Raw genomic sequence first — 25,497 nt, 5'->3', positions numbered from 1 at the left:
ATATTTATAAATAAAATTAGATTTTTTATAAACTATTTTATACTTTTCATAACTAAAATCATTTTTTAACTGATACTGCGTTTCGATAACACAATGTCTTTTCTCTTCTTTTGTACTAATCTCTAAAAATACTTTCAAACAAATATGGTCTATATTTCATATCCTGCATTATCAATGAAGGAATAACTTTCCAGAAATCAATATAATACTTAATTCTATAAGGCCAATCACAAAGTAACCACAGGGCAATTTGTACTAAGTAGTGTCGCTCAGAATGTCTCAAACTTTCAAAAGATCGTTTAGGCTTATTTGTAAAATCTACTAACTCATTATTGATCCCAAGATCTTTCTCTAAATCAACTATATTGAATCTTGCCCGAGGATTTGATCTTGCACTAATAAGGAGCATTAAAATTTGTCGAAAAATTTTAAAAAATAACTGCGAATAATGAATTATTGGTAATGGATGCATAGTAAAGCCTTTATTTGGTGCATCCAATAAAACTCTCATCGCACCATAAACTTCTGTATCTATAGCATTCCAACACTTTTGTTTTTCTTCTGCTAAATCAGTTAAACATTGATGGCAAAACCTCACTGAATGCCGTGTTACTTCATTCTTATAACCGATATCACCACGGAAAATAATTATTGGTGCATCGCAATTTGGACATGAATCTCTTAGTAAGCAATTGTGCACTGGGCAAACTGTATAAAATGCTAATCTCCAAACACTTCGAAAGTATGATATGTGATTTTCAGCCAAACAACTTGGGCAATATTGCAGACCATGAAGCCGTCTTAGACGATGATAAATACCTTGCGATAGTAACAAATGAGTATTTGTTTTAACTACAATATTATCGTACACATACCCTTCATATTTTTTTAGTGTTGTAGCATACACATCTTGAAAAGTTGCACCTGAAAGCTCCATCAACCCATGTATTAACCAATCTGGCGCAAAAACATCAATATCCCTATTCCATATCTGCTTATCATGACCAAAATATGATGAATATAACGTGTGAGCTTTAATACTATTAGCATGAGCAAGCCTAAGCATCCAAGATGATAGAATTTCTCCAATATAAGGTTTAGGATGAATCGGTAAGAACTTATCAGATTCTCCAAATAAATTTTTCATATCCTCGAAACGGAAGATTTTCTATCTGCTGGTCGGACATAACCGCATTTTTCTAAGGCTAAAATATCTATTTTTTCTCTATCATTTCTAATTGCCCAAATTGCAGCTCTATTTAAAAGTTGAGATAATTCACCAATTGTTCCACCTGACATATATAACAATTTAGTAGCAAGTTCCTTTTCTGTAAGCATTGATGGATTTCTTAAAGGAATGATTCTTTCAAAACTAGCTAAAAGTCTTGCTAAATCAGTATTTAATTCCCATTTTGGCAATACAGCTGGCATAAATCTATTTTGAACCTGAGGATCTACTTGAAGTGCTCTTATAGCATCTGCTGTACCAACCCCAACAATAGGAACATTAAGTTCATTGCCCAAATATTTAATTACATTTAAAAAATTTCTTTGCTTTAGGGATGGACCAGCTAATAAGTGCTGAATTTCATCAATTACAATCATCCCTAAATTTACTTGCTGTAATATAGTTATTACTCGTTGCCTTTTTTGATCTGTAGACTCAGAAGCTTTTAAACTACGAAACAATAAAGCTAAAATATTATTGTACAAACCTCTTTCGTCAGGACTTGGAGGTGATTGAACATAAAGAACGGGGATCCGAACAGCAACTCCATCTAGATTAGGATCGGCAGGGTGTAATTGTCTAAACCTCTCAATAAGTAAGGTTTTACCATTATTTGTCTCACCAGTGATCAATAAATTAGGCATTCGGGACTGCTTAGGGTGTAATAACAAATCCTCAAGTTGATCCAAAATCCTTTGTGCAGAAGGGTATCCAATCCACTTGTGCTTCAGAATATGAGCTATTCGTTCTTCATTTGATGTATTTAATATTTGGGATGCCACTTCTGAAAGATGGTCTATTTGTTTCACAAGTTTTCCTCAATTTCATCAAATGGTGTAATTTGATCAGCTGGGTAACCAACATATTGATCATAATCTTTATCCATTTTTTCAATATTCATTTCTTCTTTATGGATTGGTTTATTCCAAGCAACCTTTCGTTGTTTGTTCCTCCTTGCAGCTTTAGCATTTTTTGTTTTCTGAATCGCTAAAACTTCAATTTCACGCATTCTTTTTATACCATCAAAAATGAGTTCTTCATTAGGCTGTAACCCTTCATTTTCTTCTAGTCTTTTTATGACAGCTTTTAACTCCCATAAACTTATTGGGGGTCTTGAAATATCTCGATAAGGTATAGATACATAATTTTTTGAATGTGGATCCAAAAAATACACAACACTAATATCACGAGGATCTCGTGCAAATATAAATTTTCTTTTTAATTTTGAATTTTGTTCATCTCTCGCATGAATCCACACTCTAAGTACATCACTGTAATAATGAATATTATCTATAAGAACACCATATTCTTGAATCGTTCGTTCTACATAAGGCATGAAGTCTAGTCTAAGTTTTTCTTCATTATTTATAGGGATTGGCAAGCCAATTCCAGGGTAATTTTCAGTACCAAGAATAGCTTGTTCATATAATTTTATAGGTGGTATATCACTAATACCTTTATGTGATTTCTGATGGTAAACCTGCACGATAAAAATCGTGAACCAATGTTCAAATTCACTTAATGTCATACTTGCCATTTTTTCTGAATCATAATTTTTCTTATGCTGAACATTAGAAAAGGTTGTGCCCGATATAGAGTGAGTTTTTGACATAAAAGTACGAAATGCTCTTTCAACATGCCCTCCATAATTTGGCAACCCCTTAGGTCTATGTTCCAAAATAATGCCATGTTCTTGACACGCACGCTCAAGCATGGCACCTCGAAACTCTTTGGCATTATCCACATAGATTTTTCTCATTTTGCCCCAAATTGGCCATGGAGTTGCAATACCAAATTTAGCCAACCATATATCTTTAGTCATAATTGAGTGCGAAATACATAAGCCCACAGATAATGCTCCTGGTGCTTCTAATGTGATATAGAAGCCAGTTATCATCCTAGAGAAGCAATCAATTGCGATCGTTAAATACGGTCGACCTATTGGTAATCTATCTTTATCATCAACCAAAATAAGATCAACAGGCGTATGATCCATTTGAACAACAGCTAAAGGAAAATCTGCTCCAGGAAAACTCCCTCTAATTGGCTGAAACTTTTCTCTAGCAATTTTGCTACCGAATCTTGCACTAACTACGTCTTTTTCAGAGAGTTCTTGAATGCGATTTCTAATAGTATTTGGATGAGGTGCAACTATCTCATTTTCAAAGCATAATCTTTGTACTTCCAAACAAGTTTCAGCCACACTTCTTCTTTGACTAGTCAAATAAAATTTTGAAATTACATCATCAACAAACTCTTGTGTTTTACTTTCTAAACGAGACTTTTTGATATCGTTTCTTGGTTTTCTTAATAATGTACTGACTCGTCCTGTTTCTTCTAATTTATTAAGCCATCTATAAATGGTTGCAACATTCTTTTTGGCTTTTGTTGCAACACTTTCAACTTGTTCTAATGTTCTTTCATTTTTTTCTAAATCTAGAAGAGGTTTTATAAGAAGATACTTATCCCATGCTTTTTGCCAATCAGCATCTGAAACTAATGGCAAGTCTTGTCTAATTTGGCTTTCACATTCATTTAAAATTTTTAATTCATTTATAGGTGCTATATCTGATTGCTTCGTTATTTTATTACGTAAAATAGCTTTGTTTAAACCGACAAAATCTAATAAGTAATACTCTACATGATTCCATGTAACAACTGTCCCAGGTATTAGTCTGTTCATGACCTTGATTCCATTGTCCAAATCTTAGAACGCATAGTTAAGACTTCAGTCAAATCACATCCTATCCGCCTTAAAGCTATCAGCCTCCATAATACCCTTATTGCATCCGCCCTCACCCAAGGATCTCTAAATAAGCTCACTAATAAAGTTTCAGGATCTGAGATACGTAATTCCTCCAACTTGATCAAAATGTTATCTTCAACACTAACTGGGCTTATTTCATTCCTATATTCGATTAAAAATTTTATATTTTTTAAATAATTAGTTCTAATTTCAAATTCTGTGTAAACTTTAAAAACCCAACCTTGCTCTAATGCATAAACTTTTGCTGCTTTAAAACAGTCAATCAACCTTTTCCAATCCTTCCTAAAATCATCTCTATATTTAATTTCACACAACACTGGCTTTAGTTCACTCGCAGGAAAAAGGTCATGCCTATATTCAATTAAACCATCTGGAACATAGGTTGTTTTTCTACCAGATCTATCACGAAAGCTTATTTTTACAGGTTGTGGAGTATACAATTCAACATTATTATCAAATCTAACTAGCTCCATAAAGTCTCTTTCTAAAGATGACTCATATTGACCTAGTGTTGGAATAGTTCCTCTTATGGAACTAGTTCCAATCGCAATTTTTCGAACGGGCTTTTTTTGTTGTGAATTCATTCGCATTTATTCCTGTAAAAACTGTACTATATTCGCATTTATTTATGTTTTTTACAGTGGATCACACCCTCGACCAGGTGAGATCACCTTAGCCCATTTAGGTGTACTTTTTCTCGATGAATTACCTGAGTTTGACCGAAAAGTCTTAGAAGTATTGAGGCAGCCTCTTGAGTCGAAAGAAATCGTCATTTCCAGAGCATCAAGACAAATTACTTTCCCGGCTAATTTTCAATTTGTCGCTGCAATGAATCCATGTCCATGTGGATATGCCTTCAATCAAGACAGTCGTTGTCAATGTTCACCTGAATCAATTAAGCGCTATCAAAATCGAATTTCTGGCCCTCTACTAGATCGGATTGACTTACATATTGATGTGCCACCTTTACCTCCTCAAGACATGCAAAGCACTACACCGATGGAGAATTCTGAAACCGTCAGAAAACGGGTGATTCAGGCCTATGAGTTGCAAATTCAACGACAAGGTGTGACAAATCAAAATCTAAGTTCTCAACAGCTTGATCAAGTGGCTCAACTAGATGATTCTGCAAAAAAGATTATCGCTATGGCTCAACAACGTTTGAATTTATCAGCACGTTCTTACCACCGAATCTTACGTGTCGCTCGTACAATTGCTGACTTAGCGTGTTCTGAACACATACAAACAGCTCACTTAACTGAAGCACTCTCTTATCGTAAACAGGAATAAAAAAAAGCGACTCAGTTGAGTCGCCTTTTTTAATTGAGTTGAGTTTAGAAGCTATAACCCAATGCTAATACCATTTTATTCTTTAAATTGTTTCCATAACGATCATCACCACCAATAATATAATTCATGCTTGCTGTGACACCTGTTTCCCCTAAAGCTTTACTTAGACCAATATCAAAGTGACGGAAATTAAAACTTTCTGACTCTGGTGTTTCTGCAACATACTTACCGTCTTTTTCATAAACATATAAACCCAAAGCTGTGTCCAAGCTAAAATCGTTTGGTAGAGGATAACTATATGTAGCTTTTAAATATGTGTCTCCAGCGTTCCCCCAACCTGTATCCTCCAACAAAGTTTGAGCAGTTACTCCGACATCTTTGTAATTCAGACCGAGTAATAATTCAAAGCCATCATAAACTGAGGTTTCAACGTCATAATAATAGTAATAAGTTGTACCTACAGTAAAACCAGTGTTTTCATTGATTGAACCGTTGTAACCCACATAAAAATTATTTTCCATTGGATTGTTAGTACCGTAAGCATCTGTACCTAACGTAGATGTCCACCACCCTGCGTACAATCCAGAACTATGGCTATAGTCTAATCCACCTTGTAATGTAGCTTCAGTATTTTCAGGAGCTGCCGTATTACCACGCAATATATAACTTGATAAAACACTGATATTACCTGATACAGAATGCGGTGAAGTTGGTGCTTCAGCAAAAGTAAATGTTGATGCAGATGCTACAACTGCTAGACCCAATGCTTGAATTGCTAATTTCATATTTATGTTCCCCCACATCATGATTAGATGCTTTTTCGGTTTATTTGTTGAACTCATATGTGAATTAGCAATAGCTATGCCAAAGTTAAAGGTGTCTAGATACAAAGGAATTAAAACAACGAGATAAAATAATTTAAATTAATGATTTTATTAGTATATTTATTTAAATTTCTTATTTTTAAAAATACTTAAAGCAATTTTTTGTGATGATCCCCTTCAGTTAAAGATATATCTTTTTAGATCACACATTCATTTACAACTTGCCTCATTTTAAGGCTATTTTTTAAACAAATTTAAAATTCGAGTATCAATTTAGTGCGGCATGAAAAGCCAATGATGTCTGAACCACATTAAAATTAAATGAAAATGAACTGAATAAATATCATTCTTATTTAAAATCCTTTATTCATCCTTATTTACTTCTGATGTTACAAAAAAAAACGTGCCAGATTGACTAAATTAAATAAAAAAAAGAATATCAGGTTAAAAATAAATATATGTTATTAATAGTTAAATTTAATTTTATAATAATTTTAATCTTTAATAATTCACAACTTAGTTTAATTTATATACTTTTTGCTTATGACTTTAGGTGCGAAATTGTGAATAATAGAGCCAATTTTGTTATACATTACGTATACAAATACTAAACATTAACCATAATCATTTTGTATGAGGCTCTCTCCCAATGCAAAAATTCCAAAAACTAAGCTTAGCAGTTCTTATTCAAACTGCTTTAATTTCTACTGCATTTGCGAGTGAGCAAAGTGAATCAAAGGGATTCGTAGAAGATGCTGAAGGATCAGTATTATTCCGTACAGGTTTCTTGCATCGTGATAAAAAGAACGGTGTCGAAGATACCAGCTCAGCAGCTCAAACAGCCATGGTTAAAATTGAGTCTGGTTTCACGAAAGGTATCGTTGGTTTCGGTGTTGGTGTTATTGGTGATGGGTCTTTCAAATTAGGTGATAATGCCCATACCGGTAATGACATGATTCCAGTCGATAATAATGGTCATGCTTATGATCATTGGGCAAGAGGTGGTGCTTTCATCAAAGCTCGTATGTCGAACACCACAGCTACTTATGGGACTCAGATTTTAGATTTACCTGTTCTTGCAAGTAATACAGCTCGTTTGGTACCTGAATATTACACTGGCTTGTTAATCCAAAGTAATGAAATCGATAATTTGACTTTGGTTGCTGGTAAATTTACTGAAAACCAACGTTCTAGTCAAATCAATACCGATGGAAATGAATTAGATCGCGCGGTTGTTTGGGGCGCTAAATATAACTTTGGTGATGCTCTCAATGCGTCTTATTATGGTACAGACATTAAAGATCGTTTAGAACGTCACTATGTGAATGCCAACTATAGTTATGCCGTGGCTAAAGGTAAGTTGACTCACGATTTCAGTGCATATCGTACTGAATGGGATGCTGCACCAAATAATACAGCATATACTTATTCTCATACTTCAAATGATTTCAACAACTTAAGCAATAATATTTGGGCAATTTCAACAACTTACAATACTGGTCCACACAATGTAATGCTTGCTTACCAACAAAATACAGGTAATACAGGTTATGACTATGGTTTGGGCAAAGGTGTTGGTGATGGCCATCAAACGATTTATATGCCTAACTCGTATTTATCTGATTTTATTGGTAATGATGAAAAATCTTTACAGCTACAATATACCTATGATTTTGGCGCATTAAATGTTCCTGGTCTGTCATGGACTTCGGCATTTGTTTATGGATGGGATATTGATGTATCTGCAGGGGGTACTGACCGCTCAGTATTGCTAACCAATGATGCACAGGAACGTGAATTCTTTAATCAAGTGAAATATACAGTCCAATCTGGTTTTGCTAAAGATGCAAGCTTACGTGTTCGTCACTCTTACTACCGTGCAAGTGATGAATATCAAAGTGCTTATATCGGCGACACCAACGAATGGCGTATTTGGTTAGACATTCCCGTGAAATTATTCTAATTTTCAACTAAAAAGATCAATAAAAAAACCTGCACTTTGTGCAGGTTTTTTATAAAAGCTACAAGATCAAAGTTTGTAGCTTTATTTATACATCAGGCAAATTATTTGTTTGCTTCTGCATAAGCAGCAATTGAGCTTAACACTTCTTGTTTAGCAACATCTGCACCTTCCCAACCACTTAACTTGACCCACTTACCTGGCTCTAAGTCTTTGTAGTGTTGGAAGAAATGTTCAATTTGACTAATCAATAAAGGAGGAAGGTCAGTATATTCTTGAACATCTTTATAGATTGGCGTTAATTTATCGTGTGGTACAGCGACAAGTTTCGCATCAACACCACCATCATCTTCCATATTTAATTTACCCACTGGACGGCAACGGATAACCGAACCTGGTTCTACAGGATGTGGAGTAACAACTAATACGTCTAATGGATCGCCATCAAGAGATAATGTATTTGGTACATAACCGTAGTTTGCTGGGTAGAACATTGCAGTACCCATGAAACGATCTACGAAAAGTGCATCTGAATCTTTATCAATTTCATATTTAATTGGTGCTGCATTTGCAGGGATCTCGATAATTACATAGATATCGTTTGGTGCATCTTTACCTGCAGGGATATTACTGTAGCTCATAGCAAACTCTTTACTGTCAGTGTTCATTAAAATGGGGTGATTATAACGCTTTATTCAGCAATCATCATTCGATTATACAAGCTGAAGATGTATTTTAGGTATGGTGTTAGTCTGTTTTTCTTAGAGCAATCGAATAATTAATAAAAGCAATAAGATCGGACAAAGCATTGATAAGAACCAAACAATTGATCTAAGGGTCGCCCAATTACATAAATAACAAATCCCATAGATGATTCGTAAGACGATATACGCCGAACCTAATAGAATCACCAATTGTTGTTGAACAACCATATACTCAGCCATCAAAACTGCCGCAATAAATAATGGCAAACTTTCAAAGCTATTTTGCTGAGCTGCATTTGCTCGAGCCGCTAAGCCTGTGGTTTTAGACATGAATTCACGCGGATTTTGATTATCCTGCCCTTTGAAACCACCTGCAATTTTAGCAATGACTGTAAATAAATAAGGGAGTAAACAAGCAATTAAAATAAGGTAAATAACACCTTCAATACCGTGCATGGATTTCAGTCCAATGATTTAAGCTGGTTTTATCTTAGCATGATGTTTGTGCGATAATTTTAGTTAAATTATTTTGTTTATTAAAATTCTGAGTAATGGCATGACCAATTCTGACCAAAAAAAGTTATTTGATGTTCTCGAGTTACAAAAGCAACATCAAAAACGTGTCGATCGTGTGCTTTATATCGTTCTTCCGATTATGGCTTTCTTGATCAGCGTAATTTGTGCCAATATGAATTGGCAATCGACTCTCGGCACATTGCTGGTTCTCATCATCGCCTTTATCGCAGTCGGGATTAAACGAGCGAATAAATGGATCTGGCTGAGCATTATTTCTGTATATAGCTTAGTTGATATTTACTTCAGTTATTCAGGACAGTTACCGAGTTCTGCTGTAGGGCGTCATTTAGGTACAATGCTGACATTCACATTTATTATTGCAACAGCGCGACCTTATATCGACCGTTGGCTAATGAAAGAATAAAATAAAAAAAAGCGCCTTACGGCGCTTTTTTTATTTGAATTATTTGCGTAAATCTTTACGAAGGATTTTACCGACATTCGATTTTGGCAATTCATCCATGAATTCAACATAACGAGGACGCTTATATCCTGTTAAGTTTTCTTTCGCAAAAGCTAATACTTCTTCTGTTGTTAATGATGGATCTTTCTTCACAACAAACAGCTTAGGCACTTCACCTGATTTTTCATCAGCTACACCAATCGCTGCAACCTCGAGTACTTTAGGATGTGTTGCAATCACTTCCTCGATTTCAGATGGGTATACGTTAAAGCCTGATACCAAGATCATATCTTTCTTACGATCAACAATCTTGAAGTAACCACGAGCATCCATGATACCGATATCACCAGTACGGAAGAAACCATCTGCGGTCATCACCTTAGCTGTTTCATCTGGTCGGTTCCAATAGCCTTTCATGACTTGAGGACCACGAATTGAAATCTCACCTTGCTCACCTTGTGGAACTTCATTGCCATCGTCATCCAATACAGCGACATCCGTTAAAGGTAATGGGATACCAATCGTACCGCTAAACTCTTCAGATGCCGGTGGGTTTGCCGTTGCAATAGGTGAAGTTTCAGAAAGACCATAGCCTTCAATAATATTTGTACCTGTGATTTTTTTCCAAGCTGCAGCAGTTGAAGGCAATACAGCCATACCACCACCCATCGCCATTTTTAATTTGCTATGGTCAAGTTGTTTGAATTCTTCATTATGAACGAGTGCGTTGAATAAAGTATTCACTGCTGGGAAGAAACCAGGCTGATATTTGCGTAGCTCTTTAATGACTGCAGGGAGATCACGAGGGTTAGGAATCAATACGTTTGCTTGACCCTTGTACATACCATAAAGTGCACAAACCATGAATGCAAAGATATGATATAGCGGTAATGCGCAGAAAATGCGATCGTCGCTCGCACCATCTTGAGCACCAAATTTAGATTGGAAAATACCGTCTGCTTGCATTAAGTTTGCAACAAGGTTGCGATGTGTTAATTCCGCACCTTTTGATACGCCTGTTGTACCACCTGTATATTGCAATACAGCAGTGTCGCTCAACGTTGTTGCTGGACGCTTATAATGTGCAGAACTGCCTTTAGACATCGCAGTCGTGAATTTCACGTGTCCTGGGATATTCCAAGCTGGAATTTGCTTACGCACTTTACGTAAAACAAAATTCACGAGTGTACCTTTTAAGGTACCTAACATATCACCTACAGTCGCCACGATCACATGCTTAACTGGCGTTTTACCAATAATTGATTGATAAACAGAAGCAAAGTTTTCAATAATCACAAGTGCTTCAGTGCCAGAGTCATTCAGTTGATGCTCAAGTTCACGAGCTGTGTAAAGTGGGTTCACGTTTACAAGAACTAAGCCCGCACGGAACACACCAAGTGCTACCACTGGATATTGCAGTACGTTTGGCATCATGACCGCTACGCGAGAACCTTTTGCTAAACCAAGGCTTTGAAGATAGGCTGCAAATTGACGGCTCGCCGTATCAAGTTCATTGAACGTTAATGTTTTATCCATAAAGATAAAAGCATCACGCGAACCAAATTTCTGGAAGTTTCTCTCAAAAATATCAACAAGAGAGGTATTTTCTGGTGGTAATTCTACTGTTTGTGGAATTCCAGTTTTTTGGTATTCAGCGAACCAAATCTTTTCCATAATGCCATATTCTCCAATTAGTAATACTTGGTTTTAAACTCTTCTTTTCGATAATGTATTGAGCATCTTATTTAATTTATTGCTCAATAAAGCATCCATAGCCATAAATACATTTCATATATAACGTATTTTGTCGACTAGATGCTAGCTTTATCTTTGAATGAAGAGTTTATTTGCTTTTTGATAACCTCGTGGTAATACCTGCCCTTTTGAAGCACGTTTACCGATGTATTTCAGCAGATCATCACCTTTTAATTTCAATTGTTGTTGTCCAGCAACGACCTGAAGCACATCATCCAAGTTAAGTGTTGTCATAGACACAATGCGTTCCTTTGCATCCAACTGCATCAATTTATTACCTTTTCCTTTATTGAGCATTGGTAATTCTGTCAGCTCTGTCAGTAATAATCGTCCAGAACTGCTGAGTACAGCGATATGTGTACCATCAATTTGTTGCAATGGCATTGCGCTTGCGTCATCTGCAAGCGTTAAAAACGCTTTACCCGCTTTAGCATTGGTGTCCAATTGTTTCGCTTGTGTTTTAAAACCATATCCTTTGGAGCTGATCGCTAATATTTCTACCTCATCTTCAGCAATCAGAATTTGTTGGAAATTTACTCCATTTGCTGGCGATAATTTCGAGCTTAATGGTTCACCTAAGCCGCGCGCTGAAGGTAATCCTGTAATTGGTAATGCGTAACTTCGACCAGATTGATCTAATACATACACTTTTTGATTAGATTTACCTTGTGCATGACTTAAATATTGATCTCCTGCACGGAAATTGACTTTATCTAGATCGATCTCATGTCCTTTCGCACAGCGAATCCAACCCGCTTCCGATAAAATGACAGTGACAGGATCAGCTGGCATCAAATCTTGTTCACTAATCGCGGTCGCTTCTTCACGCTGAACAATTGGAGATCGGCGATCATCACCAAACTTTTTCGCATCTTCTTTTAATTCTGAAATGATCAGATTTTTTAAAGATTCAGGATTCGCCAATTGCTCTCGAATCACGGCTGCTCGAGCTTCAAGCTCTTCTTGTTCACGGCGAATTTCCATTTCTTCGAGACGCGCCAAATGACGTAATTTAAGCTCTAGAATGGCTTCGGCTTGAATTTCATCAATACCGAAATGTGACATTAAGACTTCTTTCGGATGATCTTCCTCACGAATAATGCGAATTACCGTATCAATATCTAAATACGCAATTAAAAGCCCAGCCAGAATATGTAGACGTTTTTCAATTTTATTCAAATGGTATTGCAAACGTCTCGTCACAGTCGTTTTACGAATTTCAATCCATTCCAACAAAATACGACGGATAGATTTTACTTGTGGACGACCATCAGCACCAATCATATTCATATTGACGCGGTAGCTCGACTCGAGATCGGTCGTAGCAAATAAATGGCTCATGACCGCATCTGCATCGATACGATTTGAACGCAAGACAATTACCAAACGTGTTGGACATTGATGATCTGATTCATCTCGTACATCACTTACCAACGGTAATTTTTTTGCCTGCATTTGATCAGCAATTTGGCTGATAATTTTAGAGCCAGAAACCTGATATGGTAATTCACTGATGACAATTTCATTTTTTTCAACCGAATATACCGCACGCATGCGATAACTGCCGCGCCCAGTGCTTTGTAATTTCAGTAATTCATCAGCAGGTGTAATAATTTCTGCTTGAGTCGGTAAGTCTGGACCAGGAATATATTCAGCAACTTTTTCATCAGACAAATTCGGGTTACGAATCAGTGCAATTGTACCCTTAACAACTTCCCGTAAATTGTGTGGTGGAATATCTGTTGCCATTCCCACCGCAATTCCCGTCGTACCATTTAAAAGAATATTCGGTACGCGTGCTGGTAAATTTACAGGCTCTTTTAATGAACCATCAAAGTTATCTTGCCAGTCGACAGTTCCTTGACCTAACTCAGAGAGCAGGACTTCACTATATTGTGATAGTTTGGCCTCGGTGTATCGCATTGCAGCAAACGACTTTGGATCATCTGGTGATCCCCAGTTGCCCTGCCCTTCAATAAATGGATAACGATAACTAAATGGCTGTGCCATTAAGACCATTGCTTCATAACAAGCAGAATCACCATGCGGATGATATTTACCTAAAACATCACCAACTGTACGTGCTGATTTTTTGGGTTTACCACTATGCTTTAGACCAAGCTCGCTCATCGCATATACGATACGGCGTTGTACAGGTTTTAATCCGTCACTAATATGAGGCAATGCACGATCCATAATCACGTACATCGCATAGTTTAGGTAAGCTTGTTCTGTAAATTCTGCTACAGAACGATTCTCTGTCGCTTGGTGCGCAAGGCTTGTCATTGAATCGTGAAATCCTAATGAATGAATAGTTTAAGGGTGTATGCTAGTCTCCCAAACTGCGAAGAACAAGCAAGGTTGGACACTTTGTAAAGATAAAATAACAAAAAAAAGGCCAGTTGGTTTTATTTCATTTTAAATTGGACTTTTTTCTTGTATCCAATTAATTTTATTGAATATACAATAATCAAAACACAACTTTATAACAAATGATTTTACATACGCTCATCGTATGAACGGAACAAACATGCATAATTACATTCCTTATGATCTTCGCTCAAAATTATTTCAAATTGACCCTAATCTAGATGTTCATTGGCAAACGCGTTTAAAAAATATTTTTAATAGTGTTCCCGCACCAATACAAGGTCTGATACAGGAACAATTCCTGACTGCGAAGAATATTTACTGGGATCAACATCGACAATCATTCACTTTTAAGGGCATTGTTGGTCTTCAGGATTTAAGCAGTCATTTAATCTCACCAAAAATGCGAACTTTGGCTGAAAAGATCGCAGCCACTTTAGAAACGCTTAAATCATATCAAGACGTAATTAAAATCGCCGATTACTTAGAAACTGTACAAAATCAAATTGATCGTATTGAAACAGAAGAAGATCAAAGTTTTCTTAGAGACAAACAACTCCTACGAAAAACTTTTTTATATGATGCTGCAAATATCATCAAAACACTCGACTTAAATGTTCCTGATAATTGCCGACATTTAACAGCTGAAGAAATTCGTACTTTTATTCTTGAAGTTCATATTAAACATCAAATTTTAGGCTATTGGTTCAAAACCATCCTCCCGAGACAACTGAAGCAAATTAGCCATCCATTATTCCAAGACTTTATTGTTCAAGAACAAAAAATTCGTGATTTTGATGTCATTGAAAGCAGTCAGTATTTATATCTGGTCGCGACCATTCATGACTTTAGACAGAACCCATATTCTATCCGCCGCTTTTTAATGGAAGAAAAGCTAGGTCTTGAAGATCGAGTTTACCTAAATGGCGTGGTGTTAGATAAGAAACGCTTAAATGATCCAAGCTATTTAGAACAATTTAAATGGCAAGTCAGTCGAATTATTACGATTCAACGACAGATCACGACTCCTATTTTGGATCTGATGGAAAAATTTCATAACGTCAATTTTGATCTGTTATTACCGTTACTCAAAAAACCGCTCGATGCCTCTGGATTTTCAGTCGAACAAGTCATTAACGAGCGCCTTTTAGATTTCGAAAAAGCTTTAACTCTTGAGATCTTGCAACCTTTTCAATATGCACTGCGTCATTCAATTCGTCACCCTGATGAGTTTGATTATTGTTTTATCAGTATGCATCGTCTGTTCTCTGATATTGCGAGTTTTTATAAAGACTTTTCAAGTGAACCCATTATCGCCTTCAATACTCAAGCTCAAATTTTCGAATATAAAATTTTATCCTATTTAAAATTGATGGAAAAAAGACGACATACTATTTTTGTGAGTTTAGATGCAGAGTCTTATGCGGCAAGTCACAGCAAATCTCAAGCAGCGATTGAGCAAGTTAAAACAATTATTGCCGATGCTCTAGACCAACATAAAGTCAATCAAATTGCTTTCAATCAGAAAAAAAGAGAACTCGAAAGCCAATCAAACAAAGGATTCTTTCAAAAAATGTTTGATAAAACTGAAAAGTTAAAATCGGATCTTGAAGCGCTTAAATTGGCTGGAATTAATAATCGACGAATTGCATATTTAGATCTCGTGAAAGTGCCCAAAAAACATGATGAAACGACGGTGTACCTTGAGTTTGAAAGTTTGATTTCAATTAATCAGACTGAGCGTCACTATGCTTTTGTCAATGGCGACAATGGGGTATCAGCTTTGCCTATTTTAATTCAACTCCCTGAAGATAAAGAAAAATTCAATCTTCAGCAAGTGTCGAACACATTACATTTTGACTTAACTAAAGCACGTCAAAAATGGGTCTAAAAAAGAGGAGCTTAGCTCCTCTTTTTTCACTGATTTACATCCCCATAGACTCAAGTGTCTTACCTTTGGTTTCCTCACCGAGCACCAAGATCACGGCTGCAACTGCCAATAATACAGCGGTAAACATCATAAATACTTGGCTAAATCCATTTGAAGCCACCATCATATGGGTAACCACTAAAGGTGCAACAATCCCACCAATACGCCCAATTGCTGCTGCCCATCCTGATCCGAAAGCACGAATATTTGCAGGATATTGTTCAGGCGTGTAGGTATATAAAACGCCCCATGCACCAAGATTAAAGAATGACATCAAGCATCCCCAGAACATGATCATCGCTACGGTATCAGCCTGCCCAAAGAAATATGCTGATACTGCACACATTGCAATAAAGCCTGAAAGCGTCGCTTTACGCCCTAACTTTTCGACGAGCCATGCCGCGACAATATAACCTGGCAATTGTGCTAAAATCATCCCGAGAACATATTCAAAAGACTGCACAATGGTATATCCCTCTTTGACTAAAAGACTTGGTAACCACGTGAAAATACCGTAATACGAATAAACAATCCCAAACCAAATTAACCACAGCATTAAACTGCGCTTAGCGAAACCGCTTGACCATAACTGACCAAAACTGACATTTGAATGTGTTGAAACTGGTTTCACTTCAATTTTTTCGATGACTTCGACACCACACTGTCGCTCGATTTTTTGCACAATCGCGTGCGCTTCATTAATACGACCTCGATTGATCAAGTAAGGAACAGATTCCGGAACTTTTTTTAGAATGACGAAGACATAAAGTGCAGGCAAACCACCCAATAAAAATGCAACATGCCAGTCAAATTTAGGGATGACAAAATAAGAAACCAGTGCAGCACATAACCATCCTAGCCCCCAGAAGCTTTCAAGTAACACAATAAAGCGACCACGAACATGGGCTGGAATGTATTCACTCACTAAAGTCACGGCAACTGGTAACTGTCCGCCTAAGCCTAAACCTACAATAAATCTAAAGATTAATAACCATGTTAAATTTGGTGCGAAAGCACAAAGAGCTGTTGCTATACTATAGATGACCAAAGTTGTAGCAAATACTGCTTTACGTCCGATTCGATCCGCCAGTCCACCAGAGAACACTGCACCTATCGCCATTCCCACAAAGCCGATGGATACAACCCAACCTTTTTCAGCAGGCGTCATTTGCCAGTCTTCAGCCATCTTCGCCAAGATAAAGGAAATTAGTCCAGTATCCATTGCATCAAACATCCAGCCTAATCCAATCACCCACAACAAGGTGTAGTGAAATTTACCAATAGGTAAACGCTGTATTCGTGAGATTAAATCCATAGCATGCTCTCTGTGAGGAGTGATTTAAATACAACCAATGACAATCGCTGTTTTCTCAACACTGCTTTTTTTTTATTTTCTAAAGAACCATATAAAAATGACCGATCACATTATCGGCCATTTTGAAAGATGAGTGTAAAAAGTTTAATTTACATCTTTTGATGACGCCGACTGTTCATCATCATCTTTATAAATAAATTTTGGCATTTCAAGGCCAAAGTAAATTGCGATACAACGCAATGTGAAACCAAAAACAAGAGTAGAAATAATGGTGATATCTTGTGAAAAACCGACTTCGATACAGCCCCAATAGAAAATGACCGCAACAAAAGAAATACTGGCATAAAGTTCGCGACGGAAGACTAAAGGCACATCGTTACATAAGATATCTCGTAAAATACCCCCTGAAACGCCTGTCAATACACCTGCCACTGCACAAACCACGAAACCCTGTTCCATTTGAATCGCAATTTGACAACCAATAATGGTAAAACCTATCAGACCTAAGGCATCTAGAAGTAAGAATACCGAACGTAGATGTCGCATCCATTTTGCGATAAAAATCGTAAATAATGCTGCACAACATGTAAGTACTAGATATTCAGGATGTTTCACCCAAGTTAAAGGATAGTGCCCTAGCAAAACATCACGAACTGATCCTCCGCCCAAAGCAGTCACACAGGCAATAATAATGACACCAAACCAATCCATACTTCGTCGACCTGCAGACAAGGCGCCTGTCATCGCTTCCGCAGTAATCGCAATAATATAAATAACGGTGAGTAACATTGCCCTACTTCCAAATGAGGGTTTTTAATGCGCAATATTCTAAGTTAATTAAAAATTAATTCTAGAGAAATCGCGCACAACATTGCTTAAATTTTTTTCCTGATCCACAAATACAAGGCTGCTTCATCGTCACAGTTTGATCTGTCGTTGGGTCTAAAAAATACCACTGTCTATTGATGAATACGAAATTTGAGGTTTCATGATGGACATGTACCTGATCGACATGTTGGTAATGTGCTTTGAATTCAACTTGAGCATGGGTTTTATCCAGACGAGGTAAATGCTGAATAACCTCTAATTTTAACCACTGATTGCTCATCGCCCAATCCCGAATGGCAGCAATGTCTAAATGACTTTGCTGACCTGATGCTGTGGTACTCACAATATAGTCGATTTCATGTTTAGCGAATGCACTATAGCGAGAACGCATGAGCTGTTCAGCACTTTCTGCAACACGCTGACCACGATGTAAAGGTTCACAACAGTGTGTATAAATTCCATGCCCGCAAGGACAATTGAGTTCGGACATCAATATTCCAAAAAAAAATAGCACCTAATGAGATGCTATTTTAACTGAGTTTAAATCATTCTGATGGGTCTTGTTTTACGATGGGTACAATATGTACTTTTTCGATTTTATGACCATCCATTGTAACCACCTCAAATAGATACCCTTCTGCTTCAAAGGTTTCTCCATTTTCAGGTAAATGTCCTAAATGGAATAAGATATAACCAGACAGCGTAGAATACTGTTCTGACTCATCAACTAAATCACGATCAAGCAATAATGAAATATGACGAATATCAGTTGAACCCTCGAGCATGAGTGAACCATCCTCTAAGCTTTCAACTGCAGTTTCTATTTCATTTTCGTTCGGGAATTCACCCGCAATCGCTTCTAAAATATCAATCGGTGTTGCAATACCCTCAATGGAACCATATTCATTGAGCACAATCGCCATTTGTAAGGGTGCCTGACGCAATTGATCCATCACCATTAAGACTTGAGCGCTTTCATGGACAATGACAGGCTCTCGAATGTGTTTTTCGAAATTAAAATCGCCTGATTCAATATAGTCATTCAAAACGTTATGCGTGAGCACCACCCCAGCAATATTGTCTAGCTCGCCATGTGCAACGATCAAACGTGAATGTTTCATAGAAAGCACTTGATGTTTAATACTTTCAGGATCGTCATCTAAATCGATCCATTCGAGTTCTGGACGTGGGGTCATTAATGATTTGACTGGTCGCTCAGATAAACCTAATACTCCTTGCAACATCACGCTTTGGTATACCGCATTCTCATCCGAGAACATTTCCTCTACCAACGCTTGGGTAGCCAAAACATCATCCGTATTTGCCGATTGAGCATCTGCCGTTTTTGACTTACCACCCAGCATACGAATGACGGCAGAAGCTGTTTTGAAACGTAAATCAGTCGTTGTCACCGTTTTTTCTTGGTTACGGCGCATCAATTGATTTAAAAACTCAATCAGGACAGAGAAACCAATTGCAGCGTATAGATAACCCTTCGGAATGTGGAAGCCTAGGCCTTCGACAACCAATGAGAAACCGATCATCATCAAGAAACATAGACACAGAATCACCACAGTTGGATGCTTATTCACAAAGTCCATGAGGGCTTTAGAGGCCCATAGCATGATTCCTATCGCAATAATTACGGCGATCATCATGACCGAAAGATCTTTGACCATACCGACTGCTGTAATCACACTGTCGAGTGAGAACACTGCATCCAATACCACGATCTGTACAATGACCATCCAAAATGCAGCATGAACAGGATTTTCTTCTTTAACATGAACTTTACTTTCTAGACGTTCATGTAGTTCTAAAGTTCCCTTCATTAACAAGAAAATACCGCCAAAAATCAAAATAAGATCTCGGGCTGAAAACGGATGATCAAAGATATGGAATAATGGATTCGTTAACGTGATAATCCAAGCGATTGACGCCAAAAGGATTAGGCGCATGCCAAGCGCGAGCGTTAAGCCTAAAATTCTGGCTTTATTGCGTTGCTCAGGCGGCAGTTTTTCCGCCAAAATCGCGATAAAGACGAGATTATCAATCCCGAGAACAATTTCTAAAATAATTAAAGTTAAGAGTCCCACCCATGCGGAAGGATCAGACATCCATTCAAAAATCATGAGTTACACTCCCACGTTTCAGGAAGATGGGATTCATTTAAACCAAAGTGATGAGGCAAAGTTATAAATGCAGTATTTAAATTTAGAAAATAAATAATATTTTGTTCTATTGAGCGATGTCGATCACTACTCATATTGATGTATTGGTTGCCGAACAGATTTTCAGTATAGAAAAGATTTTATTGCAATTCACTATTTTTTCGGTGAATCAAGATTGGCTTTATCAATCATTTTAGAATGAAACTACAAAATATTTCAAAAAATTCTTATTTATCTATACAGTTGTCACCTTTCTTGCTTAGATTAAACTGCATGATGAAGTTAATTTAAAAAAGGTGAGTAAATAAATATGAATACAAGCGTTCTTAATAACACCTTAGAGACCGATACATCAGTTAAATCAAAAGCAACTCAATGCCTTATTGCACTTTATTGTGGTTCTCGTTTTGGCAATAACCCTATTTACCAACAAAAAGCCATTGCTTTGGCTGAAAAAATTGCAAGGCAAGGATTTGGCATCGTATATGGCGGTGCAAGTATCGGATTAATGGGACAAGTCGCAGATACAGTCATTGAAAACCATGGTGAAGTTGTTGGTGTTATTCCTGAATTTATGCTTGATTATGAAGTTGCCCATAATCAGTTAACAGAACTTCACGTGGTAAGAACAATGCATGAACGCAAAGCCATGATGGCTGAACGTGCTAGTGCTTTTGTTGCGCTCCCGGGAGGTTTAGGTACATTTGAAGAAATCTTAGAAATCGCAACTTGGGGACAGTTAAATCAACACCAAAAACCAATGATTATTTATAACGTCAATGGATTCTATAATGCCTTGATTGCACAACTCGATCATGCAGTAGAAGAAGGTTTTCTACCTGCTCAACATCGGGCAAAAATCATCGTATGCGAGCATTCACATCAAATCATCAATGCCATCGCAAACATGAAATGCCCTGAACAATTCGTGGTCTAAATTCAACAAGACTTTAAAGCATTACGCATGACGAGTAAAAAATAAAAGAGCCATATGGCTCTTTTATCATACATCTACACGATCAGGCTCTAATTCAACGTGATTTGATACGTTGCTGTAGTACCACTGACTTCATTCCCTACAATCAGTAAAGGCGTACCCGTTTGAGATTCTTTTGCGGAAACAAAGGTTAATCCTTCCGGACCTAAGTCTCCTGCCTGACCTGCCTCGATATCGGCAGTGGTTGCATCAAGTTTTCGCGAATGAATATATTGCACAAATTGGGGTTGGGCAGGATTGGAGATGTCATATACCATCACGCCTCCAACTCGTTCTAAACCAATAAATGCATAAGTTTTCTGGCCGATTTGACCTATCACCACGCCTTCTGGCTCTGATCCCTTATTGTCACTACGATTATCGAACCCTGCTTCTTCATGGTTTGCATTAAAGATCTCAGGATGGTGCTGAGCAATATATTGTTCAAAATCATCACCCGAATCCCAAACCAGCTCTAATCCTGTTTGAGCATCATTTTCTGTCCAAATACTGACAGATCGTGCCCCGAAGCTATATAAATGATCATAAACCAAATTGCCTCGAGCATTGAGTTTAGGTGTGCCATCAGTATTCTTTTGATAACCTTCAGTCCAAGTGATATTCAAACGACCAAGCATCTTGTCTTCACGGCATCCTTTAGCATCGCCATCGATCGCTCCACAATATGCAAAATGCTGAGGATTCAATTCAGCACCTTTCGCCAGTGCTCTTAATTGTGGTGGCAGATCTTCCCCTTGCCGTCTGTCGAAACCATCTTTATGAAATAGATGCTTCACACGCCATTCTTCAATAAAACCGTTTTTAATATTGCCTTGAGCATTCGGGTTATCCTTTAATTTTTCTCCCCAATATTCAGGATCATCTTCACCCCAAGCACGAGCATCCCCTTCATTGGCAGTGACAATATACGTTTTACCATTGACTTCGTAACTTGAGATCGCATCTGGCATATATAAGCCACGAACATGCTGCCAAGTTTGAATATTGATCTTCGCAAGACCATTTTCACCATCGGCATCACTGACATCTAAACCATGACCTTGTAAGCCATGATCTTTAAAACCGAGCGGATAGACTGCCATAACTTTGGCATTCAAAACATCCACTTTAGCTAAGGCATTATTTTCCTGTAATGCGACCCATGCAATTTTGCCATCTGCGCTGAGTGTGATGTATTCAGGTTCAAAATCTTGCGCTACTGTTGCATTTGGACCATAAATTCGCACACCTTGATCACGTAATAGCTGTGCTTGACTGTCAAAGGCTTTGAAGTCAGCTGTTTTTGCAACTGGTTTGTTCAAATTTGAGAGATCAATGATTGAAATCGAACCTTCGGGATCAATCGCATAATCATGAGATGGCTCTCCTTCATTCGCCACCAATAAGGTTTTACCATCTGCACTAAAAGTCAGCATATCGGGTAGAGAACCCACTGGAACTTGGGCAATAAAGCTCGAATCATTGGCATTAAAAAGTGCCACGATTCCTGGATCTGTTTTATCTTTGGCTTGTACAGCCAAGGCAACAATTCCATTTTTGACAGCAACACTATTTACTTCCGAGTCTGTTAAATAAGATTTAGCATCTAAAGAGCCAATCCATTTAGGTTGCTGAGGTTGGCGATAATCAAAAATATCAACCACGCCTTCTTTTGCGTTTACAACAAACAATCTTTGGCTTTGTGCATCATAGGCAGGTATCTCTGCTGCGCTGACCGCAAAACCACGACTTTCTGTACGACTGAGATAGTTGAGTTCAATCGATTCAGGCGTAATATCTGGTACTGATGTGATATTGTTAGTGTCATCATTACATGCCCCTAGCCCCAATGCACACATTGCGATCACAAGTGCGTTAGACTTTAGCTTCATTTTTTTAATCTTCTTATGGTGTTGTTGGCAACAACTTTATGACCATGCGATGACAATGCTGTGACCATTAGATTGCAATTTTGTTGCAAATCTTTCGTAAATAAACCACAAGTGATACAGAGAAACAGTTTTAAAATATTAACTTACTAATATGATCCTACAAGATGAGCAGCACAGCACACCAACCCTTACAGCCTGAGTTTAGATTATTGGTGTTTTTGGTCTCGATCGGCTTTTTTATGCAAGGTCTAGACACAACTATCATCAATACTGCGATTCCTGCAATCGCTCATCACCTCAATGAAGATCCTCTACACATGCATAGTGTCGTGGTGGCTTATGTATTGTCAGTCGCAGCCTGTATTCCACTCAGTGGTTGGCTGGCTGACCGATTTGGTGTCCGAAATATTTATTTTTCTGCAATTATCATTTTCACTTTGGCATCGCTCGGATGTGCATTTTCTTCTAATTTAAATGAGCTGTTATTTTTCCGAGTGATTCAAGGGATTGGAGGTGCTTTACTGCTTCCAGTTGGGCGTCTTGCAATGTTGAAAATCATTCCTAGAACCCAATTCCTTGCAGCCATGTCTCTGATGAGTCTTGCTGGTCTGATTGGTCCCTTAATCGGTCCTACTCTTGGCGGATGGTTAGTGGAGTACGTGACTTGGGAGTGGATTTTCTTAATTAATATTCCTATTGGACTCATTGGAGTTTTTCTCACATTTAAAGCCATGCCAAATGTGACTGAGACCCATGTTGCTAAGTTTGATTTTTTTGGCTTCTTGTTATTAGTCATCGCGATGGTTGGCTTAAGTTTAGGGATTGAAAATTTTGCTAGCCCCTATCTTCCACTATGGTGGAGTATTGTTCTTATTGTGTTTGGTTTATCTGCAAGTGCTTGGTACATGGTGCATGCCCATACCCACCAAAATGCTCTATTTCGTGGGAAACTATTCAAAAATCAAATTTTCGCGATTGGTATTGTAGGCAACTTTTTTGCCCGCTTAGGCGGCAATGCGATGCCTTTTCTTATCCCCTTAATGCTACAAGTTGCTTTTGGTTTTGAACCATTTATTACCGGTTTACTTATGATTCCAACGGTATTGGGTTCACTGGCATCAAAACCGATCATTCGCCAAATTATTCAACGATTTGGGTATCGTCGTGTGTTATTAGTCAATACCTGCCTTATTGGCTTATGTATTGCAAGTTTTGCCCTCACCTCAGCCGAAACACCTTTATGGCTAAGAACATTGCATTTCTTCATCTTTGGCATGTTGAACTCACTGCAATTTGTTTCTATGAATACGCTAACCTTAAAGGATTTGCCTCAACAAGATGCTAGTAGTGGTAACAGTTTTCTCTCGATGATTATGATGGTATCCATGAGTATTGGTGTAGCGCTTGCAGGTACACTGGTCAATGTGTTCACCGCTTATCTTGGTACTGCACAAATGCAACAGGCCTTCCAATGGACCTTAATTTTAATGGGCTCAATTAATATTATTACCATGTTTATTTTTTGGAAAATTCCGAAAGAAATGGATGATGACTAATGAATATGGATTCTAGATACTGTCGCTACCATTTACGTTTATTCGCGTTATGATATTAATCATATTTCGCACCAATCTTTAAGTGCTCATGAATTCAAAAAATAAGCAGCATATCTATTCGCAGAAGATTATCTTGTGGACCTCCCTTTTAGGTGCAGCCCTGATCGCACTCATGGTCGGATTATTGAGCTTTTTCTTTTTGCCGTTTCAACCAGCAACAGCTCAAGAGTATCCAATCAAAGGATTTGATGTCTCACATCATCAAAAAGAGATTCGCTGGTCGCAAATTCCAAAAAAGGAATACCAATTTGTCTACCTCAAAGCAACAGAAGGTGGCGACTTTAAAGATCGAAAATTTCAGGATCATTGGCTTAAAGCACGCGAGCATGGTTTTAAAGTCGGAGCGTATCATTTCTATCGACTTTGCCGTGATGGGAAAGTTCAGGCATTAAATTTCATTGATTCTGTGCCACGTAAAGAAGATGCCCTTCCCCCAGTCATTGATTTGGAATACGACAGCAATTGCATCAATACCTATAGCAAAGAAAAACTGTTACATGAAATCGATGTTATGCACGATTTGCTGCATCAACATTATGGCAAACAACCTATCTTTTATGTTTCTAAAGCCTTCTATAACATCGTACTTGCGGGTGCTTTTACGGATACCCCACTCTGGGTACGTGAATACACCACTCAACCTGAATTAAAAGACAATCCAGATTGGATCTTTTGGCAATACACCAATAAAGGCACAATTAAGGGTATTTCTACACCAGTGGATTTGAATGTATTTAATGGCGATCAAAACGACTGGATAAAATTTCTAAAATTAAATCAAATTGAGCCATAAATCTTAAGGAGTCAGTACGTTACAACTAAAGAGATCTAACTAAAAAATAGAGTGCAACTGGGCTCAAGCAAGCGAGTTACGCTTTATAAGGATGACATG

At 37.6% G+C, this 25,497-nt stretch carries 20 protein-coding genes and 1 pseudogene; 7 read left to right on the top strand and 14 right to left on the bottom strand.

Annotated elements, in window-relative coordinates:
- Positions 1-115: 115 nt before the first annotated feature.
- From AC1M9C_RS05275 to AC1M9C_RS05260, 4 genes are read right to left on the bottom strand one after another with little or no spacing between them, the layout of a single operon-like run.
- Entirely contained in the window at positions 116-1,147 is a 1,032-nt protein-coding gene (locus AC1M9C_RS05275) for a TniQ family protein (RefSeq protein ID WP_481953334.1), read from the bottom strand.
- Positions 1,144-2,037: a TniB family NTP-binding protein gene (locus AC1M9C_RS05270; RefSeq protein WP_481953333.1), complete on the bottom strand. Its 894-nt coding sequence runs from the start codon at positions 2,035-2,037 to the stop codon at positions 1,144-1,146. Before AC1M9C_RS05270 ends, AC1M9C_RS05275 begins: the two co-directional genes overlap by 4 nt.
- On the bottom strand, positions 2,034-3,911 hold the full coding sequence (locus AC1M9C_RS05265; protein ID WP_481953332.1) for a transposase: 1,878 nt from the start codon (positions 3,909-3,911) through the stop codon (positions 2,034-2,036). The genes AC1M9C_RS05270 and AC1M9C_RS05265 overlap by 4 nt, the downstream gene beginning before the upstream one ends.
- Positions 3,908-4,579, bottom strand: a complete 672-nt coding sequence (locus AC1M9C_RS05260) for a TnsA endonuclease N-terminal domain-containing protein (RefSeq protein WP_481953331.1) — start codon at positions 4,577-4,579, stop codon at positions 3,908-3,910. The genes AC1M9C_RS05265 and AC1M9C_RS05260 overlap by 4 nt, the downstream gene beginning before the upstream one ends.
- Positions 4,580-4,637: 58 nt before the next feature.
- Between AC1M9C_RS05260 and AC1M9C_RS05255 the strand changes: the two are divergent.
- Positions 4,638-5,285, top strand: a pseudogene (locus tag AC1M9C_RS05255) (ATP-binding protein); the annotation flags it as partial.
- A gap of 44 nt (positions 5,286-5,329) precedes the next feature.
- On the opposite strand, the gene AC1M9C_RS05250 reads toward AC1M9C_RS05255, so the two are convergent.
- Complete coding sequence (locus AC1M9C_RS05250; RefSeq protein WP_035268070.1) at positions 5,330-6,070, bottom strand: TorF family putative porin; 741 nt, start codon at positions 6,068-6,070, stop codon at positions 5,330-5,332.
- 688 nt (positions 6,071-6,758) lie between these two features.
- Here AC1M9C_RS05250 and AC1M9C_RS05245 point away from each other — a divergent pair.
- The gene (locus AC1M9C_RS05245; protein ID WP_481591499.1) at positions 6,759-8,072 is read left to right on the top strand and encodes an OprD family outer membrane porin; all 1,314 of its coding nucleotides are present in this window, start codon (positions 6,759-6,761) and stop codon (positions 8,070-8,072) included.
- A 101-nt stretch (positions 8,073-8,173) separates the two neighbouring features.
- On the opposite strand, the gene ppa is transcribed toward AC1M9C_RS05245, so the two are convergent.
- Positions 8,174-8,710 carry an inorganic diphosphatase gene (ppa, locus tag AC1M9C_RS05240; RefSeq protein ID WP_005233448.1) on the bottom strand — a complete coding sequence of 179 codons (537 nt, stop codon included), beginning with the start codon at positions 8,708-8,710 and terminating at the stop codon, positions 8,174-8,176.
- A 120-nt stretch (positions 8,711-8,830) separates the two neighbouring features.
- Entirely contained in the window at positions 8,831-9,229 is a 399-nt protein-coding gene (locus tag AC1M9C_RS05235; protein WP_035268067.1) for an MAPEG family protein, read from the bottom strand.
- 100 nt (positions 9,230-9,329) lie between these two features.
- On the opposite strand from AC1M9C_RS05235, the gene AC1M9C_RS05230 reads away from it, so the two are divergent.
- Positions 9,330-9,713: a hypothetical protein gene (locus AC1M9C_RS05230; RefSeq protein ID WP_035268065.1), complete on the top strand. Its 384-nt coding sequence runs from the start codon at positions 9,330-9,332 to the stop codon at positions 9,711-9,713.
- Between the two features lie 39 nt (positions 9,714-9,752).
- Here the strand turns inward: AC1M9C_RS05230 and AC1M9C_RS05225 are convergent, their stop codons facing one another.
- A complete protein-coding gene (locus AC1M9C_RS05225; RefSeq protein WP_481953330.1) occupies positions 9,753-11,426 on the bottom strand; it encodes a long-chain-fatty-acid--CoA ligase in 1,674 nt (557 codons plus the stop codon).
- Positions 11,427-11,576: 150 nt separating this feature from the next.
- On the bottom strand, positions 11,577-13,793 hold the full coding sequence (gene parC / locus AC1M9C_RS05220; protein WP_180028852.1) for a DNA topoisomerase IV subunit A: 2,217 nt from the start codon (positions 13,791-13,793) through the stop codon (positions 11,577-11,579).
- A gap of 244 nt (positions 13,794-14,037) precedes the next feature.
- On the opposite strand from parC, the gene AC1M9C_RS05215 reads away from it, so the two are divergent.
- Positions 14,038-15,768 (top strand): hypothetical protein, encoded by a 1,731-nt coding sequence (locus tag AC1M9C_RS05215; protein WP_481953329.1) that lies wholly within the window; start codon positions 14,038-14,040, stop codon positions 15,766-15,768.
- Between the two features lie 34 nt (positions 15,769-15,802).
- Here the strand turns inward: AC1M9C_RS05215 and niaP are convergent, their stop codons facing one another.
- From niaP to AC1M9C_RS05195, 4 genes are all read right to left on the bottom strand, one after another.
- Positions 15,803-17,122 (bottom strand): niacin transporter NiaP, encoded by a 1,320-nt coding sequence (gene niaP, locus AC1M9C_RS05210; RefSeq protein WP_481596093.1) that lies wholly within the window; start codon positions 17,120-17,122, stop codon positions 15,803-15,805.
- A gap of 144 nt (positions 17,123-17,266) precedes the next feature.
- Positions 17,267-17,911: a trimeric intracellular cation channel family protein gene (locus AC1M9C_RS05205; protein WP_035268119.1), complete on the bottom strand. Its 645-nt coding sequence runs from the start codon at positions 17,909-17,911 to the stop codon at positions 17,267-17,269.
- A 61-nt stretch (positions 17,912-17,972) separates the two neighbouring features.
- Complete coding sequence (locus AC1M9C_RS05200; protein ID WP_373687195.1) at positions 17,973-18,440, bottom strand: YchJ family protein; 468 nt, start codon at positions 18,438-18,440, stop codon at positions 17,973-17,975.
- Between the two features lie 55 nt (positions 18,441-18,495).
- Entirely contained in the window at positions 18,496-20,082 is a 1,587-nt protein-coding gene (locus AC1M9C_RS05195) for a TerC family protein (protein WP_035268121.1), read from the bottom strand.
- 349 nt (positions 20,083-20,431) lie between these two features.
- Here AC1M9C_RS05195 and AC1M9C_RS05190 point away from each other — a divergent pair, with 349 nt between their 5' ends.
- Positions 20,432-21,058 carry an LOG family protein gene (locus tag AC1M9C_RS05190; RefSeq protein WP_481953328.1) on the top strand — a complete coding sequence of 209 codons (627 nt, stop codon included), beginning with the start codon at positions 20,432-20,434 and terminating at the stop codon, positions 21,056-21,058.
- A gap of 89 nt (positions 21,059-21,147) precedes the next feature.
- Here the strand turns inward: AC1M9C_RS05190 and AC1M9C_RS05185 are convergent, their stop codons facing one another.
- On the bottom strand, positions 21,148-22,989 hold the full coding sequence (locus tag AC1M9C_RS05185; protein ID WP_481953327.1) for a choice-of-anchor I family protein: 1,842 nt from the start codon (positions 22,987-22,989) through the stop codon (positions 21,148-21,150).
- A gap of 164 nt (positions 22,990-23,153) precedes the next feature.
- Between AC1M9C_RS05185 and mdtD the strand changes: the two genes are divergently transcribed.
- Positions 23,154-24,545: a multidrug transporter subunit MdtD gene (gene mdtD / locus AC1M9C_RS05180; RefSeq protein ID WP_481586706.1), complete on the top strand. Its 1,392-nt coding sequence runs from the start codon at positions 23,154-23,156 to the stop codon at positions 24,543-24,545.
- A gap of 88 nt (positions 24,546-24,633) precedes the next feature.
- Positions 24,634-25,398, top strand: coding sequence for a glycoside hydrolase family 25 protein (locus tag AC1M9C_RS05175; RefSeq protein ID WP_179998910.1), 765 nt, complete (start codon positions 24,634-24,636; stop codon positions 25,396-25,398).
- The last annotated feature ends 99 nt before the right edge of the window (positions 25,399-25,497 follow it).

It is taken from the genome of Acinetobacter sp. 24-47-39, assembly GCF_056783825.1.
This window is presented reverse-complemented; position numbering and strand designations above follow the sequence as displayed.

Coding starts and splice junctions, on each gene's coding strand:
- AC1M9C_RS05250 (WP_035268070.1), bottom strand. CDS start 6,070: ATGAAATTAGCAATTCAAGCATTGGGTCTAGCAGTTGTAGCATCTGCA.
- AC1M9C_RS05230 (WP_035268065.1), top strand. CDS start 9,330: ATGACCAATTCTGACCAAAAAAAGTTATTTGATGTTCTCGAGTTACAA.
- AC1M9C_RS05275 (WP_481953334.1), bottom strand. CDS start 1,147: ATGAAAAATTTATTTGGAGAATCTGATAAGTTCTTACCGATTCATCCT.
- mdtD (WP_481586706.1), top strand. CDS start 23,154: ATGAGCAGCACAGCACACCAACCCTTACAGCCTGAGTTTAGATTATTG.
- ppa (WP_005233448.1), bottom strand. CDS start 8,710: ATGAGCTACAGTAATATCCCTGCAGGTAAAGATGCACCAAACGATATC.
- AC1M9C_RS05200 (WP_373687195.1), bottom strand. CDS start 18,440: ATGTCCGAACTCAATTGTCCTTGCGGGCATGGAATTTATACACACTGT.
- AC1M9C_RS05245 (WP_481591499.1), top strand. CDS start 6,759: ATGCAAAAATTCCAAAAACTAAGCTTAGCAGTTCTTATTCAAACTGCT.
- AC1M9C_RS05190 (WP_481953328.1), top strand. CDS start 20,432: ATGAATACAAGCGTTCTTAATAACACCTTAGAGACCGATACATCAGTT.
- AC1M9C_RS05205 (WP_035268119.1), bottom strand. CDS start 17,911: ATGTTACTCACCGTTATTTATATTATTGCGATTACTGCGGAAGCGATG.
- AC1M9C_RS05225 (WP_481953330.1), bottom strand. CDS start 11,426: ATGGAAAAGATTTGGTTCGCTGAATACCAAAAAACTGGAATTCCACAA.
- AC1M9C_RS05175 (WP_179998910.1), top strand. CDS start 24,634: ATGAATTCAAAAAATAAGCAGCATATCTATTCGCAGAAGATTATCTTG.
- AC1M9C_RS05265 (WP_481953332.1), bottom strand. CDS start 3,911: ATGAACAGACTAATACCTGGGACAGTTGTTACATGGAATCATGTAGAG.
- parC (WP_180028852.1), bottom strand. CDS start 13,793: ATGACAAGCCTTGCGCACCAAGCGACAGAGAATCGTTCTGTAGCAGAA.
- AC1M9C_RS05260 (WP_481953331.1), bottom strand. CDS start 4,579: ATGAATTCACAACAAAAAAAGCCCGTTCGAAAAATTGCGATTGGAACT.
- niaP (WP_481596093.1), bottom strand. CDS start 17,122: ATGGATTTAATCTCACGAATACAGCGTTTACCTATTGGTAAATTTCAC.
- AC1M9C_RS05185 (WP_481953327.1), bottom strand. CDS start 22,989: ATGAAGCTAAAGTCTAACGCACTTGTGATCGCAATGTGTGCATTGGGG.
- AC1M9C_RS05215 (WP_481953329.1), top strand. CDS start 14,038: ATGCATAATTACATTCCTTATGATCTTCGCTCAAAATTATTTCAAATT.
- AC1M9C_RS05195 (WP_035268121.1), bottom strand. CDS start 20,082: ATGATTTTTGAATGGATGTCTGATCCTTCCGCATGGGTGGGACTCTTA.
- AC1M9C_RS05235 (WP_035268067.1), bottom strand. CDS start 9,229: ATGCACGGTATTGAAGGTGTTATTTACCTTATTTTAATTGCTTGTTTA.